The 21,504-nt window shown below is 68.7% G+C and carries 25 protein-coding genes; 15 read left to right on the top strand and 10 right to left on the bottom strand.

Annotation, left to right across the window (positions count from 1 at the left end):
• Positions 1-23 precede the first annotated feature (23 nt).
• On the bottom strand, positions 24-893 hold the full coding sequence (mca, locus tag ACQEU1_RS22390; RefSeq protein ID WP_433204917.1) for a mycothiol conjugate amidase Mca: 870 nt from the start codon (positions 891-893) through the stop codon (positions 24-26).
• Between the two features lie 96 nt (positions 894-989).
• Here mca and ACQEU1_RS22395 point away from each other — a divergent pair, with 96 nt between their 5' ends.
• Entirely contained in the window at positions 990-1,412 is a 423-nt protein-coding gene (locus ACQEU1_RS22395; protein WP_433204920.1) for a DUF4307 domain-containing protein, read from the top strand.
• Between the two features lie 187 nt (positions 1,413-1,599).
• Positions 1,600-2,094 carry a transcription elongation factor GreA gene (greA, locus tag ACQEU1_RS22400; RefSeq protein WP_285643559.1) on the top strand — a complete coding sequence of 165 codons (495 nt, stop codon included), beginning with the start codon at positions 1,600-1,602 and terminating at the stop codon, positions 2,092-2,094.
• 45 nt (positions 2,095-2,139) lie between these two features.
• On the opposite strand, the gene ACQEU1_RS22405 is transcribed toward greA, so the two are convergent.
• Positions 2,140-2,658, bottom strand: a complete 519-nt coding sequence (locus tag ACQEU1_RS22405; protein WP_433204924.1) for an Lrp/AsnC family transcriptional regulator — start codon at positions 2,656-2,658, stop codon at positions 2,140-2,142.
• Positions 2,659-2,732: 74 nt separating this feature from the next.
• Here ACQEU1_RS22405 and hppD point away from each other — a divergent pair, with 74 nt between their 5' ends.
• Positions 2,733-3,914 (top strand): 4-hydroxyphenylpyruvate dioxygenase, encoded by a 1,182-nt coding sequence (gene hppD / locus ACQEU1_RS22410; protein ID WP_433204927.1) that lies wholly within the window; start codon positions 2,733-2,735, stop codon positions 3,912-3,914.
• A gap of 54 nt (positions 3,915-3,968) precedes the next feature.
• The gene (locus tag ACQEU1_RS22415) at positions 3,969-4,211 is read left to right on the top strand and encodes a hypothetical protein (RefSeq protein ID WP_285643564.1); all 243 of its coding nucleotides are present in this window, start codon (positions 3,969-3,971) and stop codon (positions 4,209-4,211) included.
• A gap of 61 nt (positions 4,212-4,272) precedes the next feature.
• Here ACQEU1_RS22415 and ACQEU1_RS22420 read toward each other — a convergent pair whose 3' ends face one another.
• From ACQEU1_RS22420 to ACQEU1_RS22435, 4 genes are all read right to left on the bottom strand, one after another.
• Positions 4,273-4,416, bottom strand: coding sequence for a hypothetical protein (locus tag ACQEU1_RS22420; RefSeq protein WP_433204930.1), 144 nt, complete (start codon positions 4,414-4,416; stop codon positions 4,273-4,275).
• 54 nt (positions 4,417-4,470) lie between these two features.
• Positions 4,471-5,616: a cystathionine gamma-synthase gene (locus tag ACQEU1_RS22425; protein ID WP_433204933.1), complete on the bottom strand. Its 1,146-nt coding sequence runs from the start codon at positions 5,614-5,616 to the stop codon at positions 4,471-4,473.
• 117 nt (positions 5,617-5,733) lie between these two features.
• Positions 5,734-6,852 carry an RDD family protein gene (locus ACQEU1_RS22430; protein WP_433204936.1) on the bottom strand — a complete coding sequence of 373 codons (1,119 nt, stop codon included), beginning with the start codon at positions 6,850-6,852 and terminating at the stop codon, positions 5,734-5,736.
• A 90-nt stretch (positions 6,853-6,942) separates the two neighbouring features.
• A complete protein-coding gene (locus tag ACQEU1_RS22435) occupies positions 6,943-8,313 on the bottom strand; it encodes a cystathionine beta-synthase (protein WP_433204939.1) in 1,371 nt (456 codons plus the stop codon).
• A gap of 118 nt (positions 8,314-8,431) precedes the next feature.
• On the opposite strand from ACQEU1_RS22435, the gene ACQEU1_RS22440 reads away from it, so the two are divergent.
• The 3 genes from ACQEU1_RS22440 to ACQEU1_RS22450 all read left to right on the top strand — a co-directional run bounded on the left by ACQEU1_RS22440 (position 8,432) and on the right by ACQEU1_RS22450 (position 10,990).
• Positions 8,432-9,301, top strand: coding sequence for an SGNH/GDSL hydrolase family protein (locus tag ACQEU1_RS22440; protein WP_433204942.1), 870 nt, complete (start codon positions 8,432-8,434; stop codon positions 9,299-9,301).
• A 91-nt stretch (positions 9,302-9,392) separates the two neighbouring features.
• Positions 9,393-10,613 carry an acetyl-CoA C-acetyltransferase gene (locus ACQEU1_RS22445; protein ID WP_433204945.1) on the top strand — a complete coding sequence of 407 codons (1,221 nt, stop codon included), beginning with the start codon at positions 9,393-9,395 and terminating at the stop codon, positions 10,611-10,613.
• Between the two features lie 167 nt (positions 10,614-10,780).
• Positions 10,781-10,990, top strand: coding sequence for a hypothetical protein (locus tag ACQEU1_RS22450; RefSeq protein ID WP_382440383.1), 210 nt, complete (start codon positions 10,781-10,783; stop codon positions 10,988-10,990).
• On the opposite strand, the gene ACQEU1_RS22455 is transcribed toward ACQEU1_RS22450, so the two are convergent.
• Together ACQEU1_RS22455 and ACQEU1_RS22460 are read right to left on the bottom strand one after the other, a co-directional pair.
• Positions 10,987-11,397: a GNAT family N-acetyltransferase gene (locus ACQEU1_RS22455; RefSeq protein ID WP_433204949.1), complete on the bottom strand. Its 411-nt coding sequence runs from the start codon at positions 11,395-11,397 to the stop codon at positions 10,987-10,989. The two genes, ACQEU1_RS22450 and ACQEU1_RS22455, sit on opposite strands and share 4 nt — an antisense overlap.
• Before the next feature lie 156 nt (positions 11,398-11,553).
• Entirely contained in the window at positions 11,554-12,357 is an 804-nt protein-coding gene (locus tag ACQEU1_RS22460; RefSeq protein WP_433204952.1) for a Bax inhibitor-1/YccA family protein, read from the bottom strand.
• 319 nt (positions 12,358-12,676) lie between these two features.
• On the opposite strand from ACQEU1_RS22460, the gene ACQEU1_RS22465 reads away from it, so the two are divergent.
• From ACQEU1_RS22465 to ACQEU1_RS22475, 3 genes are all read left to right on the top strand, one after another.
• Positions 12,677-14,065: an MSCRAMM family protein gene (locus tag ACQEU1_RS22465; RefSeq protein ID WP_433204955.1), complete on the top strand. Its 1,389-nt coding sequence runs from the start codon at positions 12,677-12,679 to the stop codon at positions 14,063-14,065.
• Positions 14,050-14,766 carry a class F sortase gene (locus ACQEU1_RS22470; RefSeq protein WP_433204958.1) on the top strand — a complete coding sequence of 239 codons (717 nt, stop codon included), beginning with the start codon at positions 14,050-14,052 and terminating at the stop codon, positions 14,764-14,766. Before ACQEU1_RS22465 ends, ACQEU1_RS22470 begins: the two co-directional genes overlap by 16 nt.
• A gap of 169 nt (positions 14,767-14,935) precedes the next feature.
• Positions 14,936-15,985, top strand: coding sequence for a polysaccharide deacetylase (locus ACQEU1_RS22475; RefSeq protein WP_433204961.1), 1,050 nt, complete (start codon positions 14,936-14,938; stop codon positions 15,983-15,985).
• Here the strand turns inward: ACQEU1_RS22475 and ACQEU1_RS22480 are convergent, their stop codons facing one another.
• Together ACQEU1_RS22480 and ACQEU1_RS22485 are read right to left on the bottom strand one after the other, a co-directional pair.
• The gene (locus ACQEU1_RS22480) at positions 15,986-16,978 is read right to left on the bottom strand and encodes a PQQ-dependent sugar dehydrogenase (protein WP_433204964.1); all 993 of its coding nucleotides are present in this window, start codon (positions 16,976-16,978) and stop codon (positions 15,986-15,988) included.
• 160 nt (positions 16,979-17,138) lie between these two features.
• Positions 17,139-18,119, bottom strand: a complete 981-nt coding sequence (locus ACQEU1_RS22485) for a PQQ-dependent sugar dehydrogenase (protein WP_433204967.1) — start codon at positions 18,117-18,119, stop codon at positions 17,139-17,141.
• A 267-nt stretch (positions 18,120-18,386) separates the two neighbouring features.
• On the opposite strand from ACQEU1_RS22485, the gene pqqA reads away from it, so the two are divergent.
• From pqqA to pqqB, 5 genes are all read left to right on the top strand, one after another.
• Positions 18,387-18,509 (top strand): pyrroloquinoline quinone precursor peptide PqqA, encoded by a 123-nt coding sequence (pqqA, locus tag ACQEU1_RS22490; RefSeq protein WP_063757028.1) that lies wholly within the window; start codon positions 18,387-18,389, stop codon positions 18,507-18,509.
• A gap of 78 nt (positions 18,510-18,587) precedes the next feature.
• Positions 18,588-19,283 carry a pyrroloquinoline-quinone synthase PqqC gene (gene pqqC / locus ACQEU1_RS22495; protein ID WP_433204970.1) on the top strand — a complete coding sequence of 232 codons (696 nt, stop codon included), beginning with the start codon at positions 18,588-18,590 and terminating at the stop codon, positions 19,281-19,283.
• Positions 19,280-19,552, top strand: coding sequence for a pyrroloquinoline quinone biosynthesis peptide chaperone PqqD (gene pqqD, locus ACQEU1_RS22500; protein ID WP_433204973.1), 273 nt, complete (start codon positions 19,280-19,282; stop codon positions 19,550-19,552). The genes pqqC and pqqD overlap by 4 nt, the downstream gene beginning before the upstream one ends.
• A complete protein-coding gene (gene pqqE / locus ACQEU1_RS22505; RefSeq protein WP_433204976.1) occupies positions 19,545-20,624 on the top strand; it encodes a pyrroloquinoline quinone biosynthesis protein PqqE in 1,080 nt (359 codons plus the stop codon). Before pqqD ends, pqqE begins: the two co-directional genes overlap by 8 nt.
• A complete protein-coding gene (pqqB, locus tag ACQEU1_RS22510; protein ID WP_433204979.1) occupies positions 20,621-21,496 on the top strand; it encodes a pyrroloquinoline quinone biosynthesis protein PqqB in 876 nt (291 codons plus the stop codon). Before pqqE ends, pqqB begins: the two co-directional genes overlap by 4 nt.
• Positions 21,497-21,504: the final 8 nt, after the last annotated feature.

A 21,504-nucleotide genomic window follows, 5' to 3' on the forward strand; every position in this document is an offset into this window, starting at 1 on the left:
GGAGAAGTCTGGGGAGAGCACCCCTAGACCTTAACTCCGGCGAACAGGTCGGTTTCCGGCAGCGTCGAGTCGACCTGCGAGCGGACGAGCTCGTACTCCTCGGTCGGCCAGATCTCGCGCTGCAGCTCCATCGGGATCCCGAACCAGCGGCTGGTCGGGTCGATCTGGGTGGCGTGCGCCTTCAGCGCCTCGTCGCGCACGTCGAAGTACTCGGCGCACTCGACCTGGGTCGTCACGCGCTGCATGACGTCCGGGCGGTCGGTGCTCCAGTTCGCGAGCCACTCGGCGTACGGCGACTCCAGGCCGCGGGCCTCCATCGCCTCGTGGAACGCGACGATCTTGGCGCGCGAGAAGCCGTGGCCGTAGTAGACCTTCTGCGTCTCCCAGGCCTCACCCAGCTCCGGCTTGAACGAGGCGTCGGCGGCCGCGTCGAGGGCGGCCATCGAGATCTCGTGCGTGCGGATGTGGTCAGGGTGCGGGTAGCCGCCGTTCTCGTCGTAGGTGACGACGACGTGCGGGCGGAAGTCGCGGATGGCCTCCACCAGGGACGGCACCGACTCCTCCAGCGGCACGAGCGCGAAGCAGCCCTCGGGCAGCGGCGGGAGCGGGTCGCCCTCGGGCAGACCGGAGTCCTTGAAGCCCAGCCAGCGGTGCTGGATGCCGAGGATCTTGGCCGCGTTGGCCATCTCCTCGCGGCGAACCTCGATGATGTTCTCCAGCACGTCCGGCTTGTCCATCGCCGGGTTGAGGATGCTGCCCGCACCACCGTCGGTGCAGGTCACGACCATCACGTCGTGTCCTTCGGCGATGTAGCGAGCCATCGAGGCCGCGCCCTTGCTCGACTCGTCGTCGGGATGTGCGTGCACTGCCATAAGGCGCAGCTTGTCGGCCATGACCCCCGTGGTCCTCCTGTGTGAACGGTCCTGCGACACTCATCAACTGAACGTCGGGCACCATTGTTCCCCAGAGCCGGAGGAGGGCGCGGACAAGTGGCACAGCGCGTGCTCCCCGAGGGGCGCTACAGCAAGCAGAGCCGCAAGCCGCTCTCGAAGTGGGCCCGCTGGGCATTACTCGCTGTAGCCGTCGCGGTAGGTGCCGTCATCGCCTTCGTCGGTTACCGAAATCTCGGCACAAAACCGATCGAGGCCAAGCAGACCGCGTTCATCCTCCTCGGCGACGACCAGGTGAAGGTCAGTTTCGAGGTTTCCCGCGATCAACCGGAGCGCGCTGCCGTCTGCATCATTCGGGCCCGATCCAAGGACGGGGACGAAGCAGGCCGGCGTGAAGTTCTGGTGCCGCCGGGAAATGACGTCGTCGTCGAGACAACTGTTCTCCGCACCTCGAAGCCGCCGGTCACCGGCGAAGTGTTCGGGTGCTCCTACCAGGTTCCCGCCTACTTGTCCACGAGCTAGCGGCCAAGCGGGTGATCTGCGGTTTAAACGGCGAGATGGGGAACAAATCGCCGTCGCTGAGCGTTGTCTCCGTGTTACTATTGCCGCTCAAGCACGGCCCCGGCGCGGGCCGTGTTTTTCCGTTCCGAGCCCCAGGCCCGGGAACTATCTGGTGCACACGCATGCACCAGAGCAAGACGAGGAGTTGGTGACCGTGAGCGACACCCAGGTGACCTGGCTGACCCAGGAGGCCTACGACCGGCTCAAGGCTGAGCTGGACGAACTGATCGCGTACCGCCCGGTCATGGCTGCCGAGATCAACGCTCGTCGCGAAGAGGGCGACCTCCGCGAGAACGGCGGCTACCACGCGGCTCGCGAGGAGCAGGGCAAGCAGGAGGCGCGCATCCGCCAGCTGCACGAGCTGCTCCAGGCCGCGAAGGTCGGTGAGGCTCCCACCACCAAGGGTGTCGCGGCACCGGGCACGGTGCTCACCATTCGCTACGAGGGCGACGACGAGTCGGAGACCTTCCTGCTGGCGACCCGCGAAGAGGGCGCGCACGGCGAGATGGAGGTCTACTCCCCGCTGTCGCCGCTCGGCAAGGCGCTGAACGGCGCGAAGGACGGCGAGACCGTCTCGTACGAGCTGCCCAACGGCAAGCAGCAGAAGGTCACGCTGATCTCCGCGGTTCCGTACTCGGCGTAGTTCCACCAGCTTGGGGATTGTGCTTTCGAACAGGCACAGGGCCGGTCACTTCGGTGGCCGGCCCTTTCCTTTTTTCACGCGTTCCAGGAGCGGTCGCACGCGTGGGGGCACCGGCGTGGAGAGCGCGATCGACGTCGAGAGCCTTCTCACGTGCGGCACGTCCACGATGTGATCGACGACGCGCTGCAGGTCGGAGTTCGACCGCGCGACCATCCGCACGAACAGGTCCCCCTGCCCGGTCGTCGCGTGCACCTCGCACACCTCGGGAATCGCGGCCAGCCCCTCGCACACCTCGGCCCGGCGGCCCTGCGCGATCTCGACGGTCGCGAACGCCGTCAGCCCGTAGCCCATCGCGCCGAGGTCGAGCGCCGGCGGGAACCCGGTGAGCACGCCCTTGTCGGTCAATCGATCCAGCCGGGCCTGCACCGTTCCGCGCGCGACCCCCAGCCGGCGGGAGCATTCGAGGACGCCCAGGCGGGGCTCGTCCGTCAAGAGCAGGAGCAGCTTCGCGTCCAGTTCGTCCACGGGCTGGTCAGAGTGCTCACTCTGCTGGTCGTTGAGCATAGATCACTATACAAATTGCCCTGAGAAATCGCTGACTATTGCTCACCCTGTCGGGTCTATTCATGCTGAATGGCATGACGCAGCAGCTTGACGACGTGAGCTACGACCAGCTCCGGCAGCTCGTGGGGTTGGTCGACTACGACGCGACCAAGGACCCCTTCCCCGTGCGCGCCATGGACGCCGTGGTGTTCGTCGCGGGTAACGCCACGCAGACCGCGTGGCTCTACCAGGTGGCGTTCGGCATGGAGCTCGTGGCCTACGCGGGCCCCGAGACCGGCCAGCGCAGCCACAAGTCGTTCGTGCTGAAGTCGGGCTCGGCCCGCTTCGTGATCCACGGCGGCGTCACGCCCAACTCGGACCTCCTCGACCACCACCGCCGCCACGGCGACGGCGTCGTCGACCTCGCCCTGGAGGTCGGCAACGTCGACCAGTGCGTGGAGCACGCACGCAAGCAGGGCGCGACCGTGCTGGAAGAGCCGCACGACGTGTCAGACGAACACGGCACGGTGCGTCTCGCGGCCATCGCGACGTACGGCGAGACCCGCCACACGCTCGTGGACCGCACTCGGTACAACGGCGTCTACCTGCCCGGTTACGTCGCACGGACCTCGACCGTGAAGCGTCCGGAAGGCGCCCCGAAGCGCCTGTTCCAGGCCGTCGACCACTGCGTCGGCAACGTCGAGCTCGGCAAGATGGACTACTGGGTCGACTGGTACAACCGCGTCATGGGCTTCGTGAACATGGCGGAGTTCATCGGCGACGACATCGCCACGGACTACTCCGCGCTGATGTCCAAGGTCGTCTCCAACGGCAACCACCGGGTCAAGTTCCCGCTGAACGAGCCGGCGATCGCGAAGAAGAAGTCGCAGATCGACGAGTACCTGGAGTTCTACGAGGGCGCGGGCGTCCAGCACATCGCGCTGGCCACCAACGACATCATCGCGACCGTCACGGCCATGCGCGACGCGGGCGTCGAGTTCCTGGAGACCCCGGACTCCTACTACGACGACCCTGCGCTGCGTGCGCGCATCGGCGAGGTCCGCGTGCCGATCGAGGTCCTCAAGGAGCACCGCATCCTGGTCGACCGCGACGAGGACGGCTACCTGCTGCAGATCTTCACCAAGCCCATCGGCGACCGGCCGACGGTCTTCTACGAGATGATCGAGCGGCACGGCTCGCTGGGCTTCGGCAAGGGCAACTTCAAGGCACTTTTCGAGGCGATCGAGCGCGAACAGGAGCGACGGGGCAACCTCTAGGGGCGATCCACCGGTAGGCTGCCTCACGGGGGACTCACATCGTCTGGAGGTGGCATGGCATTCGCACGACGCGTGGCCGCGGTGATTCCGCTGGTCGGAGCCGTGACCACGGCAGTGGCACTGACCGGCGCGGCGTTCCTGACGGTGGCGCACGCGGGCTGTGACGAGGCCGGCCGCTTCGTCCGCACCGGCGACGCGATCCAGTTCGTCGGCGGCTGTGTCAACGGCGCCGACCTGCCGGCGGCGCCCACGGCCGAGGCCGAGAACGTGGACAGGTTCGGCTCGAAGAAGCCCTAGCGAACGACGAAGGCCCCCTCACCAGCGGCGAGGGGGCCTTTCGCATGCGCGAGGTAGCGGGTCAACGCAGCTCGTAGGTGAACCGCAGCTTGTCCGGCCCGAGCTGGACGTCCTCCTCGGCGGCGTCGTGCATCACCTTCACGATCTGGTCGAACGACGTGCCGATGGCGGCTCGCGAGGCGTCGGCATGCAGCTCGCGGTGCACGCCGACGCCTCGCTGATCAGCTTCGACCGTCCAGTTCCACGACCTTCACGGTGCTCAGCCCAGCGCGGCCAGCAGGTCCGCCACCAGGTCGTCGCCGGACTCGATGCCCACCGACACGCGCACCAGGTCCGCCGGCACCTCCAGCAGAGACCCGGACGTCGAGGCGTGCGTCATCTTGCCGGGGTGCTCGATCAGCGACTCGACGCCGCCGAGCGACTCGGCCAGCGTGAACAGCTTGGTCCGGGCGCACACCTCCAGCGCCGCCGCCTCGCCGCCCTCGACGAGGAACGACACCATCCCGCCGAACCGGCGCATCTGCTTGGCGGCCACCGCGTGCCCGGGGTGCGACTCCAGGCCGGGGTAGATGACCTTCTTGACCCGCGGGTGCCGCGTCAGGGCCTCGGCGACGAGCTCGGCGTTGTCGGAGTGCTTCTCCATCCGCAGCTCGAGGGTCTTGATGCCGCGCAACGTCAGGTAGGCGTCGAACGGGCCGGGCACCGCGCCGGCGCCGTTCTGCAGGAAGCCGAACGCGGCGTCGATCTCGGCGTCGGAGGTGATCAGCGCGCCGCCGACGACGTCGGAGTGGCCGCCGATGTACTTGGTGGTCGAGTGCAGGACGACGTCCGCGCCCAGCTCCAGCGGGGTCTGCAGGGCGGGCGAGGCGAACGTGTTGTCCACGACCAGCCGGGCACCGGACTCGTGGGCCACCGAGGCGATGGCCGCGATGTCGCCGATGTTGAGCAGCGGGTTGGTCGGGGTCTCGATCCAGATCAGCTTCGTCTCGGGGCGGACGGCCGCGCGGATCGCGTCGACGTCGGACACCGGAGCCGGCGAGTGGGTGATGCCCCACTGCGAGAAGACCTTGTCGATCAGGCGGAACGTGCCGCCGTAGGCGTCGTTCGGGATGACGATGTGGTCGCCGGGCTTGAGGAACGTGCGCAGCGCGGCGTCGGTCGCTCCCATGCCGGAGGAGAACGCGCGGGCGTACGTGCCGCGTTCGAGGGACGCCAGGCACGTCTCCAGGGCGCGGCGGGTCGGGTTGCCGGTGCGCGAGTACTCGAAGCCCTCACGGAGGCCGCCCACGCCGTCCTGGGCGTACGTCGACGTCGCGTAGATGGGGACGTTCACCGCGCCCGTGGTCGGGTCCGGGTCCTGACCGGCGTGGATCGCCCTGGTGGCGAAGCCGTACGGAGTGCTCATGTTCGAAGGGTACTCACCCGTCCGGCCGCTCAGAGCGCTGGTCCACCAGGTGAACACCCCCGCCGAACGCAACAGCCCCCGGCCACCAGGTGGTGGCCGGGGGCTGTGCGGAAAGGCTTACCAGCCCTGCTGCTGACCGCCGTAGCCCTGCTGCGGGGGCTGGCCGTAGCCGCCCTGCTGGGGCTGCTGCGGGTAGCCGCCCGGCTGCTGCTGCGGGTAGCCACCGGTCTGCGGCTGGCCGTAGCCACCGCTCTGACCGGGGTAGCCGCCGCCGGCGGTGTCCGGCCAGTTGATGACGACCGTGCCGCAGATCTTGTCCGAGTAGGTCTCGTTCTTCGGCTTGTTCCACAGCGGCGCGAGGTAGTTGATCAGCGAGCCGATGCCGCAGAGCAGACCGAACGCGTTGTTCAGCAGAAGGCGCAGGAACGCGGTGCCGCCGCCGGGCGGCTGCTGCGTGTCCTCCTTGATCACCTTGATCTTGGCGACCTTCTTGCCGATCGACTGACCGGTGGAACCGCCCTTGAGGACCGTGTTCCAGATGTAGAAGCCGAGCAGACCGCCGTAGCCGACGATGTACCCGATCGTCAGGAACAGGCCCAGCGACGACGGGTCACCGGTGCCGGCGCCGATCGCGCTGAAGACGGTGATGATGATGCCGGCCACCACGCCGGGGGCGCCGTAGTCGATCAGACCGGCGATGGCGCGCGGGCCCCACTCGGCGTAGCCGGTGGGCGGCATCGGCGCACCGTAGCCCGGCTGGCCGTAGCCACCGGCCTGCGGAGCACCGTACGCACCCGCGGCCGGCTGGCCGTACGGGTTGGACTGCGGAGCGCCGTAGGGCTGCTGCGGGGCGCCGTAGGCACCGGCCGCGGGCTGGCCGTACGGGTTCGACTGCGGAGCGCCGTACGGCTGCTGCGGCGGCTGCTGGCCGTAGGCCGGCTGCTGCGGAGCGCCGTACGCGGGCGGCTGCTGGGCGGGGAACCCGCCGGAGCCGGGTCCCTGCGCAGGGAAGCCACCCGAGGACGGGGGCACCTGCCCGGGGCTGACGACCTGGGTGGCGTCCGCGTTCTGCTGCGGTGCAGCGGGAGCCTGCCCTGGCGAGACGACCTGCGTCGCGTCCGGGTTGGGGTTCGCCGCTGCCGGCTGGCCACCTCCCGGAACGATCTGCGTTGCGTCCGCGTTGGGCTCCTGCGGCTGACCGCCGAACGGATTTCCTGGCGGCTGCGGAGCGTTCATCCGGTTTCCAACCCCCTTGGCTGGGCCGTGTACGAGTGAGACAGGTGTTGATCTGGGGCGTCACGCTATCGGACGCACGGGGTTCTACGCTCAGCGACCAGCCAAGAACCCCAGAATGTCCTGCCGAGTTACGACACCCGCAGGCTTCCCGTCCTCCAGGACGAGCGCGGCGTCGGCGTTCGAGAGGGCGCTCATCGCGATGCCGACGGGCTCGCCGGCGCCGAGCGTGGGCAGCGGCGGCGACATGTGCTTGTCCAGGCGGTCGGACAGCTGCGCCTTCCCGGTGAAGAGCGCGTCGAGCAGGTCGCGCTCGTTGACCGCGCCCGCGACCTCGGCGGCCATGATCGGCGGTTCGGCGTTGACGACCGGCATCTGCGAGACGCCGAACTCGCGCAGGATCGCGACGGCGTCGCCGACGGTCTCGTTCGGGTGGGCGTGCACGAGGTCGGGCAGCATGCCGCCCTTGCGGCGGAGCACGTCGCCGACGGTCGCGCCGGTCGAGTCGGGCGGCAGGAAGCCGTAGGACGCCATCCAGCGGTCGTTGAAGACCTTGGACAGGTAGCCGCGGCCGCCGTCCGGGAGGATCACGACCACGACGGCGTCCTCCGGCAGGTCACGGGCGATGCGCAGGGCCGCGGCGGCCGCCATGCCGCAGGAGCCGCCGACGAGCAGGCCCTCCTCGCGGGCGAGGCGGCGGGTGACGTCGAACGAGTCGGCGTCGGAGACCTCGATGATCTGGTCGGCGACGGTCTTGTCGTACGCCTCCGGCCAGAAGTCCTCGCCGACGCCCTCGACCAGGTACGGACGGCCGGTGCCGCCGGAGTAGACCGAACCCTCCGGGTCGGCGCCGATGACCTGCACCGCGCCGTTCGAGATGTCCTTGAGGTAGCGGCCGGTGCCGGAGATGGTGCCGCCGGTGCCGACGCCCGCGACGAAGTGGGTGATCTTTCCTTCGGTCTGCCGCCAGATCTCGGGGCCGGTCTGGTGGTAGTGGCTCGCCGGGTTCTCCGGGTTGGAGTACTGGTCGGGCTTCCACGCGCCGGGGATCTCGCGGACCAGGCGGTCGGAGACGTTGTAGTACGAGTCGGGGTGCTCGGGCGCGACGGCCGTTGGGCACACCACGACCTCGGCGCCGTACGCCTTGAGGACGTTGCGCTTGTCCTCGCTGACCTTGTCCGGGCAGACGAAGACGCACTTGTAGCCCTTGCGCTGGGCGACCAGGGCCAGGCCGACGCCGGTGTTGCCCGAGGTGGGCTCGACGATGGTGCCGCCGGGCTTCAAGGCGCCGGACTTCTCCGCGGCCTCGACCATCCGCAGCGCGATGCGGTCCTTCACGCTGCCGCCGGGGTTCAGGTACTCGACCTTGGCCAGCACGGTGGCCTTGATTCCCGTGGTCAGGGAGTTGAGCTTGACCAGCGGCGTGTTGCCGACCAGATCGACGACGTGCTCGACGTACTCCACCGGTATCTACTCCCCTGTTCCACTCTCCGAGATAGCGGAACGAAGCCTAGCTCTAGTGGCTGCGGAGGTTAATTCGAACGGCGGTGCCGACGATCTCAGTGGAGAAGGGGTGGTGCGGATGATCGGGCTGAGGACGCTGCGAGCGGCCGCGATGACCGCGGCGACGCTCGGAGGGCTGTCGGGCGCGCTCGTCGGACTGCTCACTGAGCAGGGCAGACGCGCTCGCGTGGCGATCGGCGTGCTGGAACACCTCTGGCCGGCGCCGGACGGCGTCTACCTCGACGACGGGCGCGACCCGCTGCGGTTCGCGGTGCTCGGCGACTCGATGGCGGTCGGCGTGGGTGTGACCCATCCCTCGCAGATGCCGGGCGTGTTGCTGGCCCAGGCGCTCGCCGAGGAGGCGGAACGGCCGGTGCGCCTCTCGACGTACGCCGTGAGCGGCTCGACCACCCGTGACCTGGTGCCGCAGGTGGACGCGGCCGTGCGGGACGCGCCGCAGGTCGCGTTGGTCATCATCGGCGCGAACGACGTGACGTCGCGGATGGGCACCGCCGAGTCGGCCCGGCTGCTGGCCGAGCAGGTGCGCAAGCTGCGCGCGATCGGGTGCGGTGTCGTCGTCGGCACGTGCCCTGACCTGGGCACCGTGCGGCCGATCCCGCAGCCGTTGCGGACGGTCGGCCACCGGTACAGCCTGCGGCTCGCGGCCGCGCAGACCGCCGCGGTGCGTCGCGCGGGTGGCGTGCCGGTGTCGTTGGCGAACCTGCTGGCGCCGGAGTTCATGGCACGGCTGGACATGTTCAGCTCGGACCGCTTCCACCCCAGCGCGGCGGGTTACGAGGCCGCGGCGGGCGTGCTGCTGGCGCCGTTGTGCCAGGTGGCCGGGCTGTTCCCGGGCTGGGTGGCCCCGGTGCTGCCGTTGCGGTCGGCGGCGGCTCTGGCCGTGCGGCCGTCACGGGTGCCGTCGTGGCTGCTGAAGCGGCACGCGTGAGTTTCGGAATCCTCGTCACTCGCGCTGGCCGGGGTGAGCGGGCGTTAACTAGGCTCGGCGGCAACCTTGACTCTCAACGAGGAGTTTCGTGATGCCTGAGGCCGTGATCGTCTCCGCCGCCCGCTCCCCCATCGGCCGAGCGGGCAAGGGCTCGCTGAAGGACGTTCGGCCCGACGACCTGGTGGCGCGGATGATCCGCGCGGCGCTGGACAAGGTGCCGCAGCTCGACCCCGCGCAGATCGACGACCTGATGCTCGGCTGCGGCCTGCCCGGCGGCGAGCAGGGCTTCAACATGGCGCGCGTCGTGTCCGTGCTGCTGGGCTACGACAACCTGCCCGGCACGACCGTGACCCGGTACTGCGCGTCGTCGTTGCAGACCACGCGCATGGCGCTGCACGCCATCAAGGCGGGCGAGGGCGACGTGTTCATCTCGGCCGGCGTCGAGACGGTGTCGCGGTTCGCCAAGGGCAGCTCCGACTCCTGGCCGGACACGCACAACCCGCTGTTCGGCGAGGCCGAGGCGCGCACGGCCTCGGTCGCTCAGTCCGGTGCCTCGGAGTGGATCGACCCGCGGTCGCTGGACGTCGTGCCGGACGTCTACATCCCCATGGGCCAGACCGCCGAGAACCTCGCGCTGCTCAAGGGCGTCTCGCGCCAGGAGATGGACGAGTTCGGCGTCCGCTCGCAGAACCTCGCCGAGAAGGCGATCGCCGACGGCTTCTGGGCTCGCGAGATCACGCCGGTCGAGCTGCCCGACGGCACGGTCGTCTCCGCCGACGACGGCCCGCGCGCCGGCGTCACCTACGAGGCCGTCTCCCAGCTGAAGCCCGTCTTCCGCCCCGACGGCCGCATCAACGCCGGCAACTGCTGCCCGCTCAACGACGGCGCCGCGGCCCTCGTGATCATGTCCGACACCAAGGCCCAGCAGCTCGGCATCACGCCGCTGGCCCGCATCGTGTCGACCGGCGTCTCGGGCCTGTCGCCGGAGATCATGGGCCTCGGCCCGGTCGAGGCCTCGAAGCGCGCCCTCGCGCTGGCCGGCCTGTCCATCTCGGACATCGACCTCGTGGAGATCAACGAGGCGTTCGCCGCCCAGGTCATCCCTTCCTATCAGGACCTCGGCATCGACCTGGACCGGCTGAACGTGAACGGCGGCGCCATCGCCGTCGGCCACCCGTTCGGCATGACCGGCGCGCGCATCACCACGACCTTGATCAACTCGCTCCAGTTCCACGACAAGCAGTTCGGCCTGGAGACGATGTGCGTGGGCGGCGGCCAGGGCATGGCAATGGTCGTCGAGCGCCTGAGCTGAGTGCGTTCTCGGACAAGATCTGCAAATTGAAGCTTGCAAGTAGCTCCGCTTCACCCGAACGGAGCTACTCGCAAGCCCCCTTTCTGCCGATGAGATGAATCGTCGCCCAATGGCGTCATCTGGCGAGGGGAAGTCCGTCCCTACCGGTGAGTAAGGAGGGGTCGGACATGCCCTACGTGTGGTGGCAAAGCGAATATGACCTGCAATGCCATGCTTTCTCCCTCGATCAAGCCGATGCCGAGCGCAGCTTTTACGAGGCCGTTTGCGAACATTCGGTGCCGGACGAACGGGTTTCTCGCGCGCAGGCGGGCGCACTCTGCATGGACTGCCTGATCAAGGTGGGCACCGAACTGCCGGACGTGCGCTGGCGGGCCTAGACCCGCTTCATGCCGATACTCGCCGGTGCGCTCTCCACGAACCCGTGTCGTGCGTAGAGACGACGGCCGGGCGGGTCGGCCAGCAGGTTGACGTACGCGTTGGGCGCGTGCGCCTCGATGCGGTCGAGCAACGCGGTGAGGACCGCGTCGCCGATGCCTTTGCGTTGATGGTCAGGCAGCACCGCCATGTCGATGACGTGGAAGTACCAGCCGCCGTCGCTGAGCACCCGGCCCATGCCGACGGTTTCACCCGATTCCACGTGGATGACAATCGCGCTGGCCCACGCGCCGTTGATGCCGTTTTCGGCTTCTTGCCTGGTGCGCGCGCTCAGTCCGGATTCCTGCCGCAAACGCAGGTAGTCGTCGACCGATGGCGGTTCCAGGACGAGTCGATAAGCCGAATCCACGGCAATTCCCCCTCAGGTGTGCGCATTGTTCGCTTGACGATAGAGGCCGGTGCGCGAGAGGACCGTTCGCGCACCTTCAACGGCGAACCGTTCAACCCCCGTAAACGCCAAAGGGCGCCCCGCCGAAGCGAAGCGCCCTCCAGCACACCCGAAGCGTCAGTCCGAGTTGAAGTACGACAGCAGGCGCAGGATCTCGGTGTACAGCCACACGAGGGTGACGGTGAGACCGAACGCGATCTGCCACGAGTACTTGGCCGGCACGCCGGCCCGGATGGCCTGGTCGGCCGCGTCGAAGTCGATCAGGAAGCTGAACGCCGCGAGGCCGATGCAGACGAGGCTGAAGATGATGGCGATCGGGCCGCCGGAGCGGATGCCGAGGCCTTCGCCGGAGCCGAAGAAGCTCAGGATGAAGTTGAACAGCATCAGCACGCCGACACCGATGATGGCGCCGGTGATCCACTTGGTGAACTTCGGCGTCACGCGGACGGCGCCGGTCTTGTAGACCACGAGCATGCCGAGGAACACGCCGAGCGTGCCGATCACGGCCTGGCCGATGACGGCGATGCCGTTGCCCGGCACGATGCCGTCGAGCGCCCGGCCGATGTAGAAGCTGATGCCACCGAGGAAGATGCCCTCCGCGGCGGCGTACAGGATCACGAGCGGCGGGCTCGGGTTGCGCTTGAACATGATGATCAGCGCGAGCACGAGACCGACGATCGCCGCGGGGAACGCGAGGAACGCGAGGCCGCTCACGAACGTGATGACGGCACCGACGGCGACAACGCCGAGGGTAATGGCGGTCTTGGTGACGACGTCGTCGATCGTCATCGGCCGCTCGCTGGTCAGCGGCGGCGGGGCCTGCTGGTAGCCAGCCTGCTCTGGCTGGCCGAAGCCTGCGTAGCCTCCGTACCCGCCGCCGGTCGGCAGGTTACGGAAAGCCGGGTTGCTGCTGGAGCGCACCTGGTCCTCCTGGGGCGTTGCTTTACGCCGTCACGGGATACAACGAGCACGCTCGGTGCTGTGTTCCCCGTCGGTAAAGGCGACTTTACCCGCAACGACGATCACACGTGCGCAAATACTGCGCTAACTCCGGAGCGTAGTGAGACTACGGCGTGTCGCGGCGTGTCACCCTCGATGGGCGTAAGCCCGGTCACATTTCATTCACAGTCACACCCAGAGTAGCGAGAGACTTCCCCCTCGTGGCGGCTTGTCCCCGATGTGGGGGACCGACAAGCTCGCACGCGGGATCTACACAGGTCAGAGGGGATACTGATTCACCATGGGCTGGAAACGTCTGGCCGCCGTGGCGATGGTTTCGGGGCTCGCGCTCCTGACCGTTCCCGCGACGGCGACAGCTGTCGGCGTCAAGGGCATCGGCCACAACGCGTCAGGGCTCCAGCCCAACGCCACACCCGGTAGCGAGTGGCACGGCTCATACATCTGGCAGGACAAGCAGGTGTGGTGCGTGCAGTACGCGTTGCCCGCGCCCGACAGCAACGTCGGGTACAAGGAGGGCGACAAGCTGCGCACCAAGGCGGGCAAGGACCTCGACCCCGCGATCGCGGCGAACATCTCCTACCTGCTGCTGCGCTACTCCACGACGAAGTCGCCGGACGAGGCCGCGGCGCTCGCGCACCTGCTGCACACGTGGACGTCCGTCGTGGACGGTCCGGTGCGGCTCGACACGACTGACCCGAAGTACCTCGCCTACGACTCCGCCTTCTACGCCGCACGCCTGCCGCAGTCCGTCATGGACACGGTCGCGCGGATCAAGGCGGACGCCGAGACCAACCGCGGCCCGTGGAAGCTCAGCACCGCCGCGCCGAAGGAACCGCTGATCATCGGCGCCGAGTCCACCTGGACCGCGTCGCTGCTCAAGGCGAACGACAAGGGCGTCACCGACGCGCCGATCACGTTCACGCTCACGGACGCGCAGCTCGCGGACGGCTCCACCAGCGGCACGGCCAAGACCGGCGCGGACGGCAGCCCCGCCGCGATCAAGGTCATCGCGACCGGCGAGAAGCCGTCGATCGCCGTCGCCGCGGACTCCCCCGCCGACCAGCCGGTCGTGCACTTCCCCATCCAGACCGAGAACATGCAGCGCATGGTCACGACCGGTGGCGAGAAGAAGCTGAACGCCGCCGCGAACACGACGGCGAAGACCGCGCCGGGCGCCGTGAAGATCACGAAGATCGACTCGGAGACCAAGAAGGCCATCTCGGGCGTCGCGCTGCGGGTCACCGCGAAGGACCAGACGAAGCCCGCGAAGAAGCAGGACGACACGGACCTCGTCGGCACGGACGGCAAGCCGCTCGTGCTGCAGACCGGCCCCGACGGCACGGTCGAGGTGCCGGACCTGCGCACGCCGCAGGAGATCTGCCTCGTCGAGGTGGCCGCTCCCAAGGGTTATGAGGAGTTCTTCGACCCGAAGGCGCCGCCGTCCGCGTGCGGCACCCTCGCGGCGGGCCAGACGCTCGCGCTCGAACTGGTGAACAAGCCGAACAAGCCCGTCGTGCCCAGCACGATCCCGGCCGGCGCGGACGGCCAGACGCCGGTCGCGACCGCGTCGTTCGACACCCAGCTGCGTCCGGGCCTGATGCTCGGCGTGGGTGGACTGGTGCTGCTCGGTGCGGCGCTGGCAGGCTTCCTGGTGTGGCGCAGGCAGTGAGTTCCAAGGCTTTTCTGACCGGCGCGCTGGTGGCGGGCATCGCCGCCGCCGGCGCGCTGGTCGGCACGTCCGAGACCGAGGTCCTGCGCGGGCACGCGGTCGCGGACGAGATCCCGGTGGTCGGGCCGGGACCGGTGGCGGACAGCCTGAGCACCGGCCGCGGTCCCGACCTCACCGGGTTGATCGGCGGGGCGAACACGGCCAACGCCAAGCCCGTCGAACCCCCTGCGCAACAGCAACAGCAGCAGCCGGCGCCGCCCAAGGCAGGGCCGGGTTCGGTGCGGCTGCCCGCAGGCGGGTCGGCGACGCTCGTGCGCAAGGAGGTGAAGGACGGCGTGCTGCCGGTGCCGGACGGCATCGGCGAGGCGACGTGGTGGGGCACCGAGCTCGCGGGTGCCGAAGGCGCGACGGTGCTCGCCGGGCACGTCGACTGGAAGGGCGCGAAGGGCCCGTTCGCGGAGCTGTGGCAGGCGCAGAACGGCCGGGAGGTCGTGATCGCCGACAGCGCGGGCAAGGAGTTCAAGTTCCGCATCAAGCAGATCGAGACCGTGCGCAAGGAGGAGCTGCCTGCGCGCGCGGTGGAGTTCTTCGGTCCGCGCGGCCCTCATCGACTGGTCCTCGTCACGTGCGGTGGCACGTGGATCGGTGGTCAGCAGGGGTACGAGGCGAACCGGGTGGTCATCGCCGAACCCGTTCAGTGACCAATCACGCACCTCGCGCAACCCGTTCGGGTAATCAGTCGTCTCCCTTAGTGTGAAACGGTGGGGATGGTTGACCACGGGCCTGGCTCTGGGGCTGGTTCTAGCGATGGTGTTCACGCTCGGCTCGAACAAGGAGCCGGCGAACCAGGCTGACTCAGGACCGCTGCCGATGGCACCGAGACTGCCCGCTCCCAAGGACGCGGGACCGACGCCGACGGTGCCCGCGCCGTCTCCGGAGCAGGTCGCGAAGCAGCCGTGGATGCGCAAGCTCGGCCCCGGCGAGAAGCCCCCGCAGTTCGTCCTGTTCTCGTTCGACGGCGCGGTGTCGAAGCAGCACTGGGACAAGGTCCTGCCCATCGCGAAGGCCAAGAACGCGCACGTCACCGGCCTGCTGTCGGGCGTCTACATGCTCGCGGACCCGGACAAGAACCAGTACCAGCCCCCGGCGGGCCTCAAGCGCGGCATCTCCGACATCGACTTCGGCGGCACCAGGCAGGACGTCACGTCCCGCATCGCCTACCTGAACCAGGTGATCGCCGACGGCCACGAGATCGGCACGCACTACAACGGCCACTTCTGCTCGAACGGCACCCAGCCGTCGGTCGACAAGTGGGACACCGCGGCCTGGAACGCGGAACTGGCGCAGTTCAAGCAGATCGTCGACAAGTCCCGCGCCGCCGGCCTGAACCTGCCCGCGGACGCGGTCCGGGGTGGACGGACGCCGTGCCTGGAAGGCAACTGGGACCAGGCCTTCCCGGCGATGGCCGCGAACGGGCTCGTCTACGACACCAGCAAGGTCGCGCTCGGCGTCCAGTGGCCGACCGTCCAGAACGGACTCTACGAGTTCCCGATGCCCGAGGTCCGCGTTCCCGGACTGGGCAAGCAGGTCGTCATGATGGACTTCAACCTCTGGTACTCGCTCAACAAGGCGACCGAGCAGCCGGAACGCGCCGCGGACTTCGCCCAGATCGTCCTCGACACCTACAAGTCCGTGCACCAGGCCGCGCTGAACGGCAACCGCGCGCCGATCGTCGTCGGCAACCACTTCAACGAGTGGAACGGCAACGCGTTCTCCACGGCGATGGAGCAGTTCATGGAGTTCGTGTGCGACAAGCCGGAGACGGTGTGCGCCACCTACACCGAGGTGATCCAGTGGATGCAGCTGCAGGACCCGGCGGTGCTGGACCAGCTCCGCCGGATGCCCGCAGCCCGCAACTGATCAGCCGTCGGTCGAGATGATCCGGTCGTCGTTGGCACCCGGTGAGCCGTTGGCGTCCTGATTGGACGTTCCGAGCCACAGCGTGCCGTCCGGCGCCGGAGCCACCGCGCGCACCCGGCCGTAGCTCGAGAACACCGCCTGCGGGGTGCCGAGCGTCGTGCCGTTCACCGGGATCTTCCAGACGCGCTTTCCGGTGACAGCACCGATGTAGAGGGCGTTCTTGTAGAAGGCGATGCCCGCAGGGCCGGCCTGGCTGGTGGACCAGGTCTTGACCGGGTTGGTCATGCCGGCGGTGTTGCAGTTGCCCTCACACGTCGGCCAGCCGTAGTTCTTGCCGGCCTCGATCCTGTTGAGCTCGTCGGTCGAGTTGTTGCCGAACTCCGTGGCGTACGCGGTGGTGCCGATCCACGTGATGCCCTGGACGTTGCGGTGGCCGATCGAGTAGACCACGCTGCCGGCGCGAGGGTTGCCGGCAGCGGGCTTGCCCGCGGTGTCGAAGCGCAGGACCTTGCCGCCCAACGAGTTCCAGTTCTGCGCGTTGGCCGTGTTCTGGCCGTCGCCGGTGGTGGCCCACAGGAAGCCGTCCGGACCCCACTCGAGGCCGCCGCCGTTGTGGTAGCGGTTCTTGGGGATGCCGGTGACGATCGGCTGCGGGGTGCCGCCGAGCTGGAGCTTGGCGACGCGGTTGTCGCTCGCCGTCGAGTAGTAGATGAAGACCGAGTTGTCGGTGGCGAAGCTCTTCGAGACGGCGAGGCCGAGCAGGCCGCCCTCGCCGTTCGTCGTCTGCGCCTGCTCGACCGTGTCCAGCTCGGTCACGGTCGTACCCTTGATCTTCTTGATCTTCCGGGTGTCCCGTTCGGTGAAGATCCCGCTGCCGTCCGGCAGGAACTCGATGTCCCACGGGATGTCGAGCTTCGTGGCGAGGGTGCGTTCGGCCAGCGTGGACGACCCGTCCTGGGCCGACGCGGGCATGACGCACAGGGTGGCGGCCATGGCAGTGCAGGCTGCCGCCGCTGCGATACGACGAGCACGCATGGAGTGCTCTCCTTAGGGTCCGCTCGAATTAGGCTGCGGCGGCGGTGTTGCAGGGCGTGTTCACCCAAGCACACTTCGCAATCTCTCGCCAAGGACATCCGATGTGTGTCGGCTGCGCTCAGTTGCCGTCGGCGAGGTGGACGCCTCCGGGCGTGATGATCCAGAGCGACCCGTCGGGGCCCGCGACCTCGTCACGGGTGCGGCCCAGGTTGGTGTAGATCTTGCCGCCCGCACCGCTGGTGTTCAGCTTGAACGTGCCGCCCTTGAGCGACGCCATGTACAGCGAACCCTTGTAGGTCGTGAGGCCGGACGGGGTGGCCTGCGAGGTCGGCCACTGCTTGACCGGGTTGGTCATGCCGGACGTGCTGCACGAGCCCTCACAGGTGGGCCAGCCGTAGTTCTTGCCGGCGTCGATCTTGTTGAGCTCGTCGACCTTGCTGGCGCCGATGTCGGAGACGTAGAGCTGCGTGCCGACCCAGGTCAGGCCCTGCACGTTGCGGTGGCCGTAGGAGTAGACGAGCGAGTTGAACGGGTTGCCGGGCGCGGCCTTGCCGTCCTTCGTGACGCGGAGGACCTTGCCTCCCAACGAGTTCTTGTTCTGCGCGTTGCCGCCGTTCTGGCCGTCACCGGTGCCGGCGTAGAGGAAGCCGTCCGGGCCGAACTTGATGCGGCCGCCGTGGTGGTACTGCGAGCCGCGCGGGATGCCGGTGACGATCGGTTTCGTGGTCGAGTCGCCGATCTTCCAGGTGACGATCCGGTTGTCGCTTCCCGTGGTGTGGTACAGGAAGAGCGTCTTGTCCGTGGCGTAGGCCGGCGACACGGCGATGCCGAGCAGGCCCGCCTCCTTGGTCACCGAGACGCCGGGGATGTCGCCGACCTTGGTGACCTTGCCGTCCTTGGTGATCGTCGAGACGGTCTTCGCGTCCTTCTGCGTGAAGATCCCGGTGCCGTCCGGCAGGAAGTCGATGCTCCAGGCCTGGTTGAAGCCGCTCGCGATGGTCCTCACGGCCAACGCTCCGACGTCCTGCGCGTGCGCCGTCACGGGAACCGCCAGGCCCGCGGCGAGCGCGAGTGCGCCGATGCTTCGAAGAGCAGTCATCTGGTGAGCCCTCAGCTTTCGCGTCGTGCGGCGACGGCGAGCCCGGATTCGGAGTTTTCGGGCAGCGGGGGCTTCTCGATACAACCACGGTGCGTAGCCGGGACCGCATCCGCCATTCGGGTCACCCCTCCGATGACTTTAGGTAACTTCATGTACGGTCTAGACCCCGAGCGCCTCGACGACATACCGTGTGGTTCGCCGCCGCGCCCCCACGGAAAGCGCTTGCCCGCCTCACGGCAGGTGAGCAGGAGACCGAGGAGTTGCGCCATGAACGTTGCCGTGCCGACCACCGAGACGAAGCTTCCCGAAGTCAAGCGCGAGTGGGTGAAGCCCGACTTCCGCGACTTCGAGACGCCGATGGAGGTCACCGCCTACGCGGCTCGCAGCTGACGTCAGGCATCGCGCCGGGGTTTCTGGTCTGCTACCGGGAACCCCGGCTCCGCGCGTCGTTCCTGGAGGTTCCCGCCCATGTCTGCCGTCGCCCCAGCGGAGTTCGTCGCCGAGCTGCGCGCACTCGCACCCCGGTACTGGGACAGCCATCCGTTCCACCTGCGCATGCACGCCGGTCAGCTGAGCAAGCACGAGCTGCAGGCGTGGGCCGCGAACCGCTGGTACTACCAGCGCTGCATCGCGCAGAAGGACGCCGCGATCCTGTCCAACTGCCCGTCGCCGGAAATCCGCCGCCAGTGGCGTGAGCGGATCATCTGGCACGACGGCACGCGGCCGGGAGAAGGTGGTGCGGAGAACTGGATCCGCCTCGCGGAGGCCGTCGGGCTGACGCGGGAGGAGGTGCTCGACGAACGGCACGTGCTGCCCGGCACCAGGTTCGCGGTCGACGCCTACGTGAACTTCGCGCGCACCCGGCCGTGGGTCGTCGGGATCGCCTCCGGGCTCACCGAGATGTTCTCGGGTGCGTTGATGCGCAAGCGGTTGACGGCGTTGCGGGAGCAGTACCCGTGGATCGCGGAGGAGGGCTTCGCCTACTTCACCAACCGCATCCAGGCGGTCGCGGGCGAGGGACAGGCCACTTTGGACATCGTGGTGGAGCACTCGCGGACCCGTGAGCAGCAGCTCGACGCGGTGGCCGCGCTGTCGTTCAAGTGCGACGTGCTGCGGGCCGTGCTGGACGCGGTCGACTACTACTCGGGCAGGGGCAGGCCGTGACCACCGCCCTGGACGCCGTGCCGCGGATCCGGCGCGGGGTGAAGTGCACCTTCGACCAGATCCGGTCCGCGCACGTGGTGCTGTTCCCCGAGGGCGTGCTGGTGCTGAACGAGACGGCCGCCTCCGTGGTGGCGCTGTGCGACGGCGTCCGGTCCGTCGGGGACATCGCCGTGGTGCTGGCCGACGAGTACTCAGGGGTCGAACCGTCGGACGTGGCTTCGCTGGTGCGGCGGCTGGTCGAGCGGAGGGTGGTGGACGTCGATGGCTGAGGCGCCGTTCGGACTGCTGGCGGAGCTGACGCACCGGTGCCCGTTGCAGTGCGGGTACTGCTCGAACCCCCTCGAACTGGTGCGGCGGGACGCCGAGCTGTCGACCGAGGACTGGCGGCGGGTGTTCGACCAGGCGCGGTCGCTCGGCGCGTTGCAGATCCACCTCTCGGGCGGCGAACCGTTGCTGCGGCCCGACCTGCCCGAGCTGGTGGCGCACGCGAACAGCCTCGGCTGCTACGTCAACCTGGTCACGTCCGGCGTCGGGCTGTCGCGCGACCGGTTGCGGGAGCTGGCCTCGCTCGGTGTCGACCACGTGCAGCTCTCGTTGCAGGACGCGACGAAGGCCGGGAACGACCGGATCGCGGGCATCAAGGCGTTCGACCGCAAGATCGAGGCGGCCGCGTTCGTGCTGGACGAGGGCCTGCCGCTGACCGTGAACACCGTGCTGCACCGGCAGAACCTCGACAACGTCGCCGGCCTCATCGCGATGGCCGAGCAGATGGGCGCCGAACGGCTGGAGCTCGCCAACACCCAGTACTACGGCTGGGCGCTGCGCAACCGGGCCGTGCTGCTGCCGACCCGCGAACAGCTCGTCGCGGCCGATCCGATCGTGGCTGCCGCGCAAGAACGGCTGCGCGGGCGGATGGAGATCGTCTACGTCATCGCGGACTACCACGAGGCGCACCCGAAGCCGTGCATGTACGGGTGGGGTGCGCGGCAGCTCACCGTGGCGCCGAACGGGGACGTGCTCCCCTGCCCGGCCGCCTCGGTGATCTCCACGCTGAAGGTCGAGAACGTGCTTTCGTCGTCGTTGCACGACATCTGGCACGACTCGCCGTCGTTCAACGCGTTCCGCGGCTTCGACTGGATGCAGGACCCGTGCCGGTCGTGCCCGCGCAAGGAGATCGACTTCGGCGGGTGCCGCTGCCAGGCGTTCCAGCTGACCGGCGACGCGGCGGCGACCGATCCGGTGTGCTCGCTGTCGCCCGCGCGGTCCACTGTGGACCTGATCCTGGAGACCGAGATGGCGCCAGAGTCCCTGCCGGTCATGGCGATGAGGAAGATGCGGTGAAGGCGGTTCTGCTCGGCACGACGGCCGGTGGCGGGTTCCCGCAGTGGAACTGCGCCTGTGCGTTGTGCGTCCGCGCCCGGTCCGGTGAGTTGCCTTCGCGCACCCAGGACTGCCTGGCGATCAGCGCCGACGGCACCGACTGGTGGCTGGTCAACGCCTCGCCGGACATCCGCATGCAGATCGCCGCGTGTGCAGTGCTGAACCCCGGGCCCGGCCCGCGCGAGACCCCGGTGCGGGGAGCGCTCTGCACAGACGCCGAGCTCGACCACACGCTCGGCCTGCTGACGTTGCGCGGTGGCGCCGGGCTGACGGTGTGGGCGCCGGGGCCGGTGCTGCACGCGCTGAAGGACCAGTTCGACCTGCGTTCCGTGATCGACGGCTACGCACCCGTGGCGTGGCGGCAGGTGGACGGCGACTTCGAGCTGGGCGGGCTGCGGGTGTCGGCGATTCCGATCAGCGGTAAGCGGCCGAAGTACGCCCGTTCATCCACTGTGGACGGACACTGGGTGGTGGCGTACCGGTTCCACGACCCGGCCACCGGTGGCGTGCTGGTGTACGCGCCCTGCCTGGCGTCCTGGCCGCCCGGTTTCGACGAGGTGGTGGCCGATGCCACCTGCGTGCTGCTGGACGGCACGTTCTACGCGGCGTCGGAGATGGGGTCGGCGACCGGCAGCTCGTCCGGCCAGGCCGCGATGGGGCACCTGCCGATCACGGCCAGCCTGCCAGAGCTGCGCCGCTTCCCGTCCGTGCGGCGGATCTACACGCACCTGAACAACACCAACCCGGTGCTCGACCCGGCCTCGCCCGAGTTCCTGAAGCTGCGCGAGGCGGGCGTCGAGGTTCCGCTGGACGGCACGGTGCTCGAGCTTTAGGCCAGAAT

The organism is Lentzea sp. CA-135723 (assembly GCF_050936595.1).
In the GTDB taxonomy this organism is placed as follows: domain Bacteria; phylum Actinomycetota; class Actinomycetes; order Mycobacteriales; family Pseudonocardiaceae; genus Lentzea.

What these genes read in the sequence shown, in the direction of transcription:
- ACQEU1_RS22465 (WP_433204955.1), top strand. Translation starts at nt 12,677, where the DNA reads ATGGGCTGGAAACGTCTGGCCGCCGTGGCGATGGTTTCGGGGCTCGCG.
- ACQEU1_RS22485 (WP_433204967.1), bottom strand. Translation starts at nt 18,119, where the DNA reads ATGACTGCTCTTCGAAGCATCGGCGCACTCGCGCTCGCCGCGGGCCTG.
- hppD (WP_433204927.1), top strand. Translation starts at nt 2,733, where the DNA reads ATGACGCAGCAGCTTGACGACGTGAGCTACGACCAGCTCCGGCAGCTC.
- mca (WP_433204917.1), bottom strand. Translation starts at nt 893, where the DNA reads ATGGCCGACAAGCTGCGCCTTATGGCAGTGCACGCACATCCCGACGAC.
- ACQEU1_RS22475 (WP_433204961.1), top strand. Translation starts at nt 14,936, where the DNA reads ATGGCACCGAGACTGCCCGCTCCCAAGGACGCGGGACCGACGCCGACG.
- ACQEU1_RS22430 (WP_433204936.1), bottom strand. Translation starts at nt 6,852, where the DNA reads ATGAACGCTCCGCAGCCGCCAGGAAATCCGTTCGGCGGTCAGCCGCAG.
- ACQEU1_RS22405 (WP_433204924.1), bottom strand. Translation starts at nt 2,658, where the DNA reads ATGCTCAACGACCAGCAGAGTGAGCACTCTGACCAGCCCGTGGACGAA.
- ACQEU1_RS22450 (WP_382440383.1), top strand. Translation starts at nt 10,781, where the DNA reads ATGCCCTACGTGTGGTGGCAAAGCGAATATGACCTGCAATGCCATGCT.
- pqqE (WP_433204976.1), top strand. Translation starts at nt 19,545, where the DNA reads ATGGCTGAGGCGCCGTTCGGACTGCTGGCGGAGCTGACGCACCGGTGC.
- ACQEU1_RS22480 (WP_433204964.1), bottom strand. Translation starts at nt 16,978, where the DNA reads ATGGCCGCCACCCTGTGCGTCATGCCCGCGTCGGCCCAGGACGGGTCG.
- pqqC (WP_433204970.1), top strand. Translation starts at nt 18,588, where the DNA reads ATGTCTGCCGTCGCCCCAGCGGAGTTCGTCGCCGAGCTGCGCGCACTC.
- ACQEU1_RS22415 (WP_285643564.1), top strand. Translation starts at nt 3,969, where the DNA reads ATGGCATTCGCACGACGCGTGGCCGCGGTGATTCCGCTGGTCGGAGCC.
- ACQEU1_RS22440 (WP_433204942.1), top strand. Translation starts at nt 8,432, where the DNA reads ATGATCGGGCTGAGGACGCTGCGAGCGGCCGCGATGACCGCGGCGACG.
- pqqA (WP_063757028.1), top strand. Translation starts at nt 18,387, where the DNA reads ATGAACGTTGCCGTGCCGACCACCGAGACGAAGCTTCCCGAAGTCAAG.
- ACQEU1_RS22445 (WP_433204945.1), top strand. Translation starts at nt 9,393, where the DNA reads ATGCCTGAGGCCGTGATCGTCTCCGCCGCCCGCTCCCCCATCGGCCGA.
- ACQEU1_RS22425 (WP_433204933.1), bottom strand. Translation starts at nt 5,616, where the DNA reads ATGAGCACTCCGTACGGCTTCGCCACCAGGGCGATCCACGCCGGTCAG.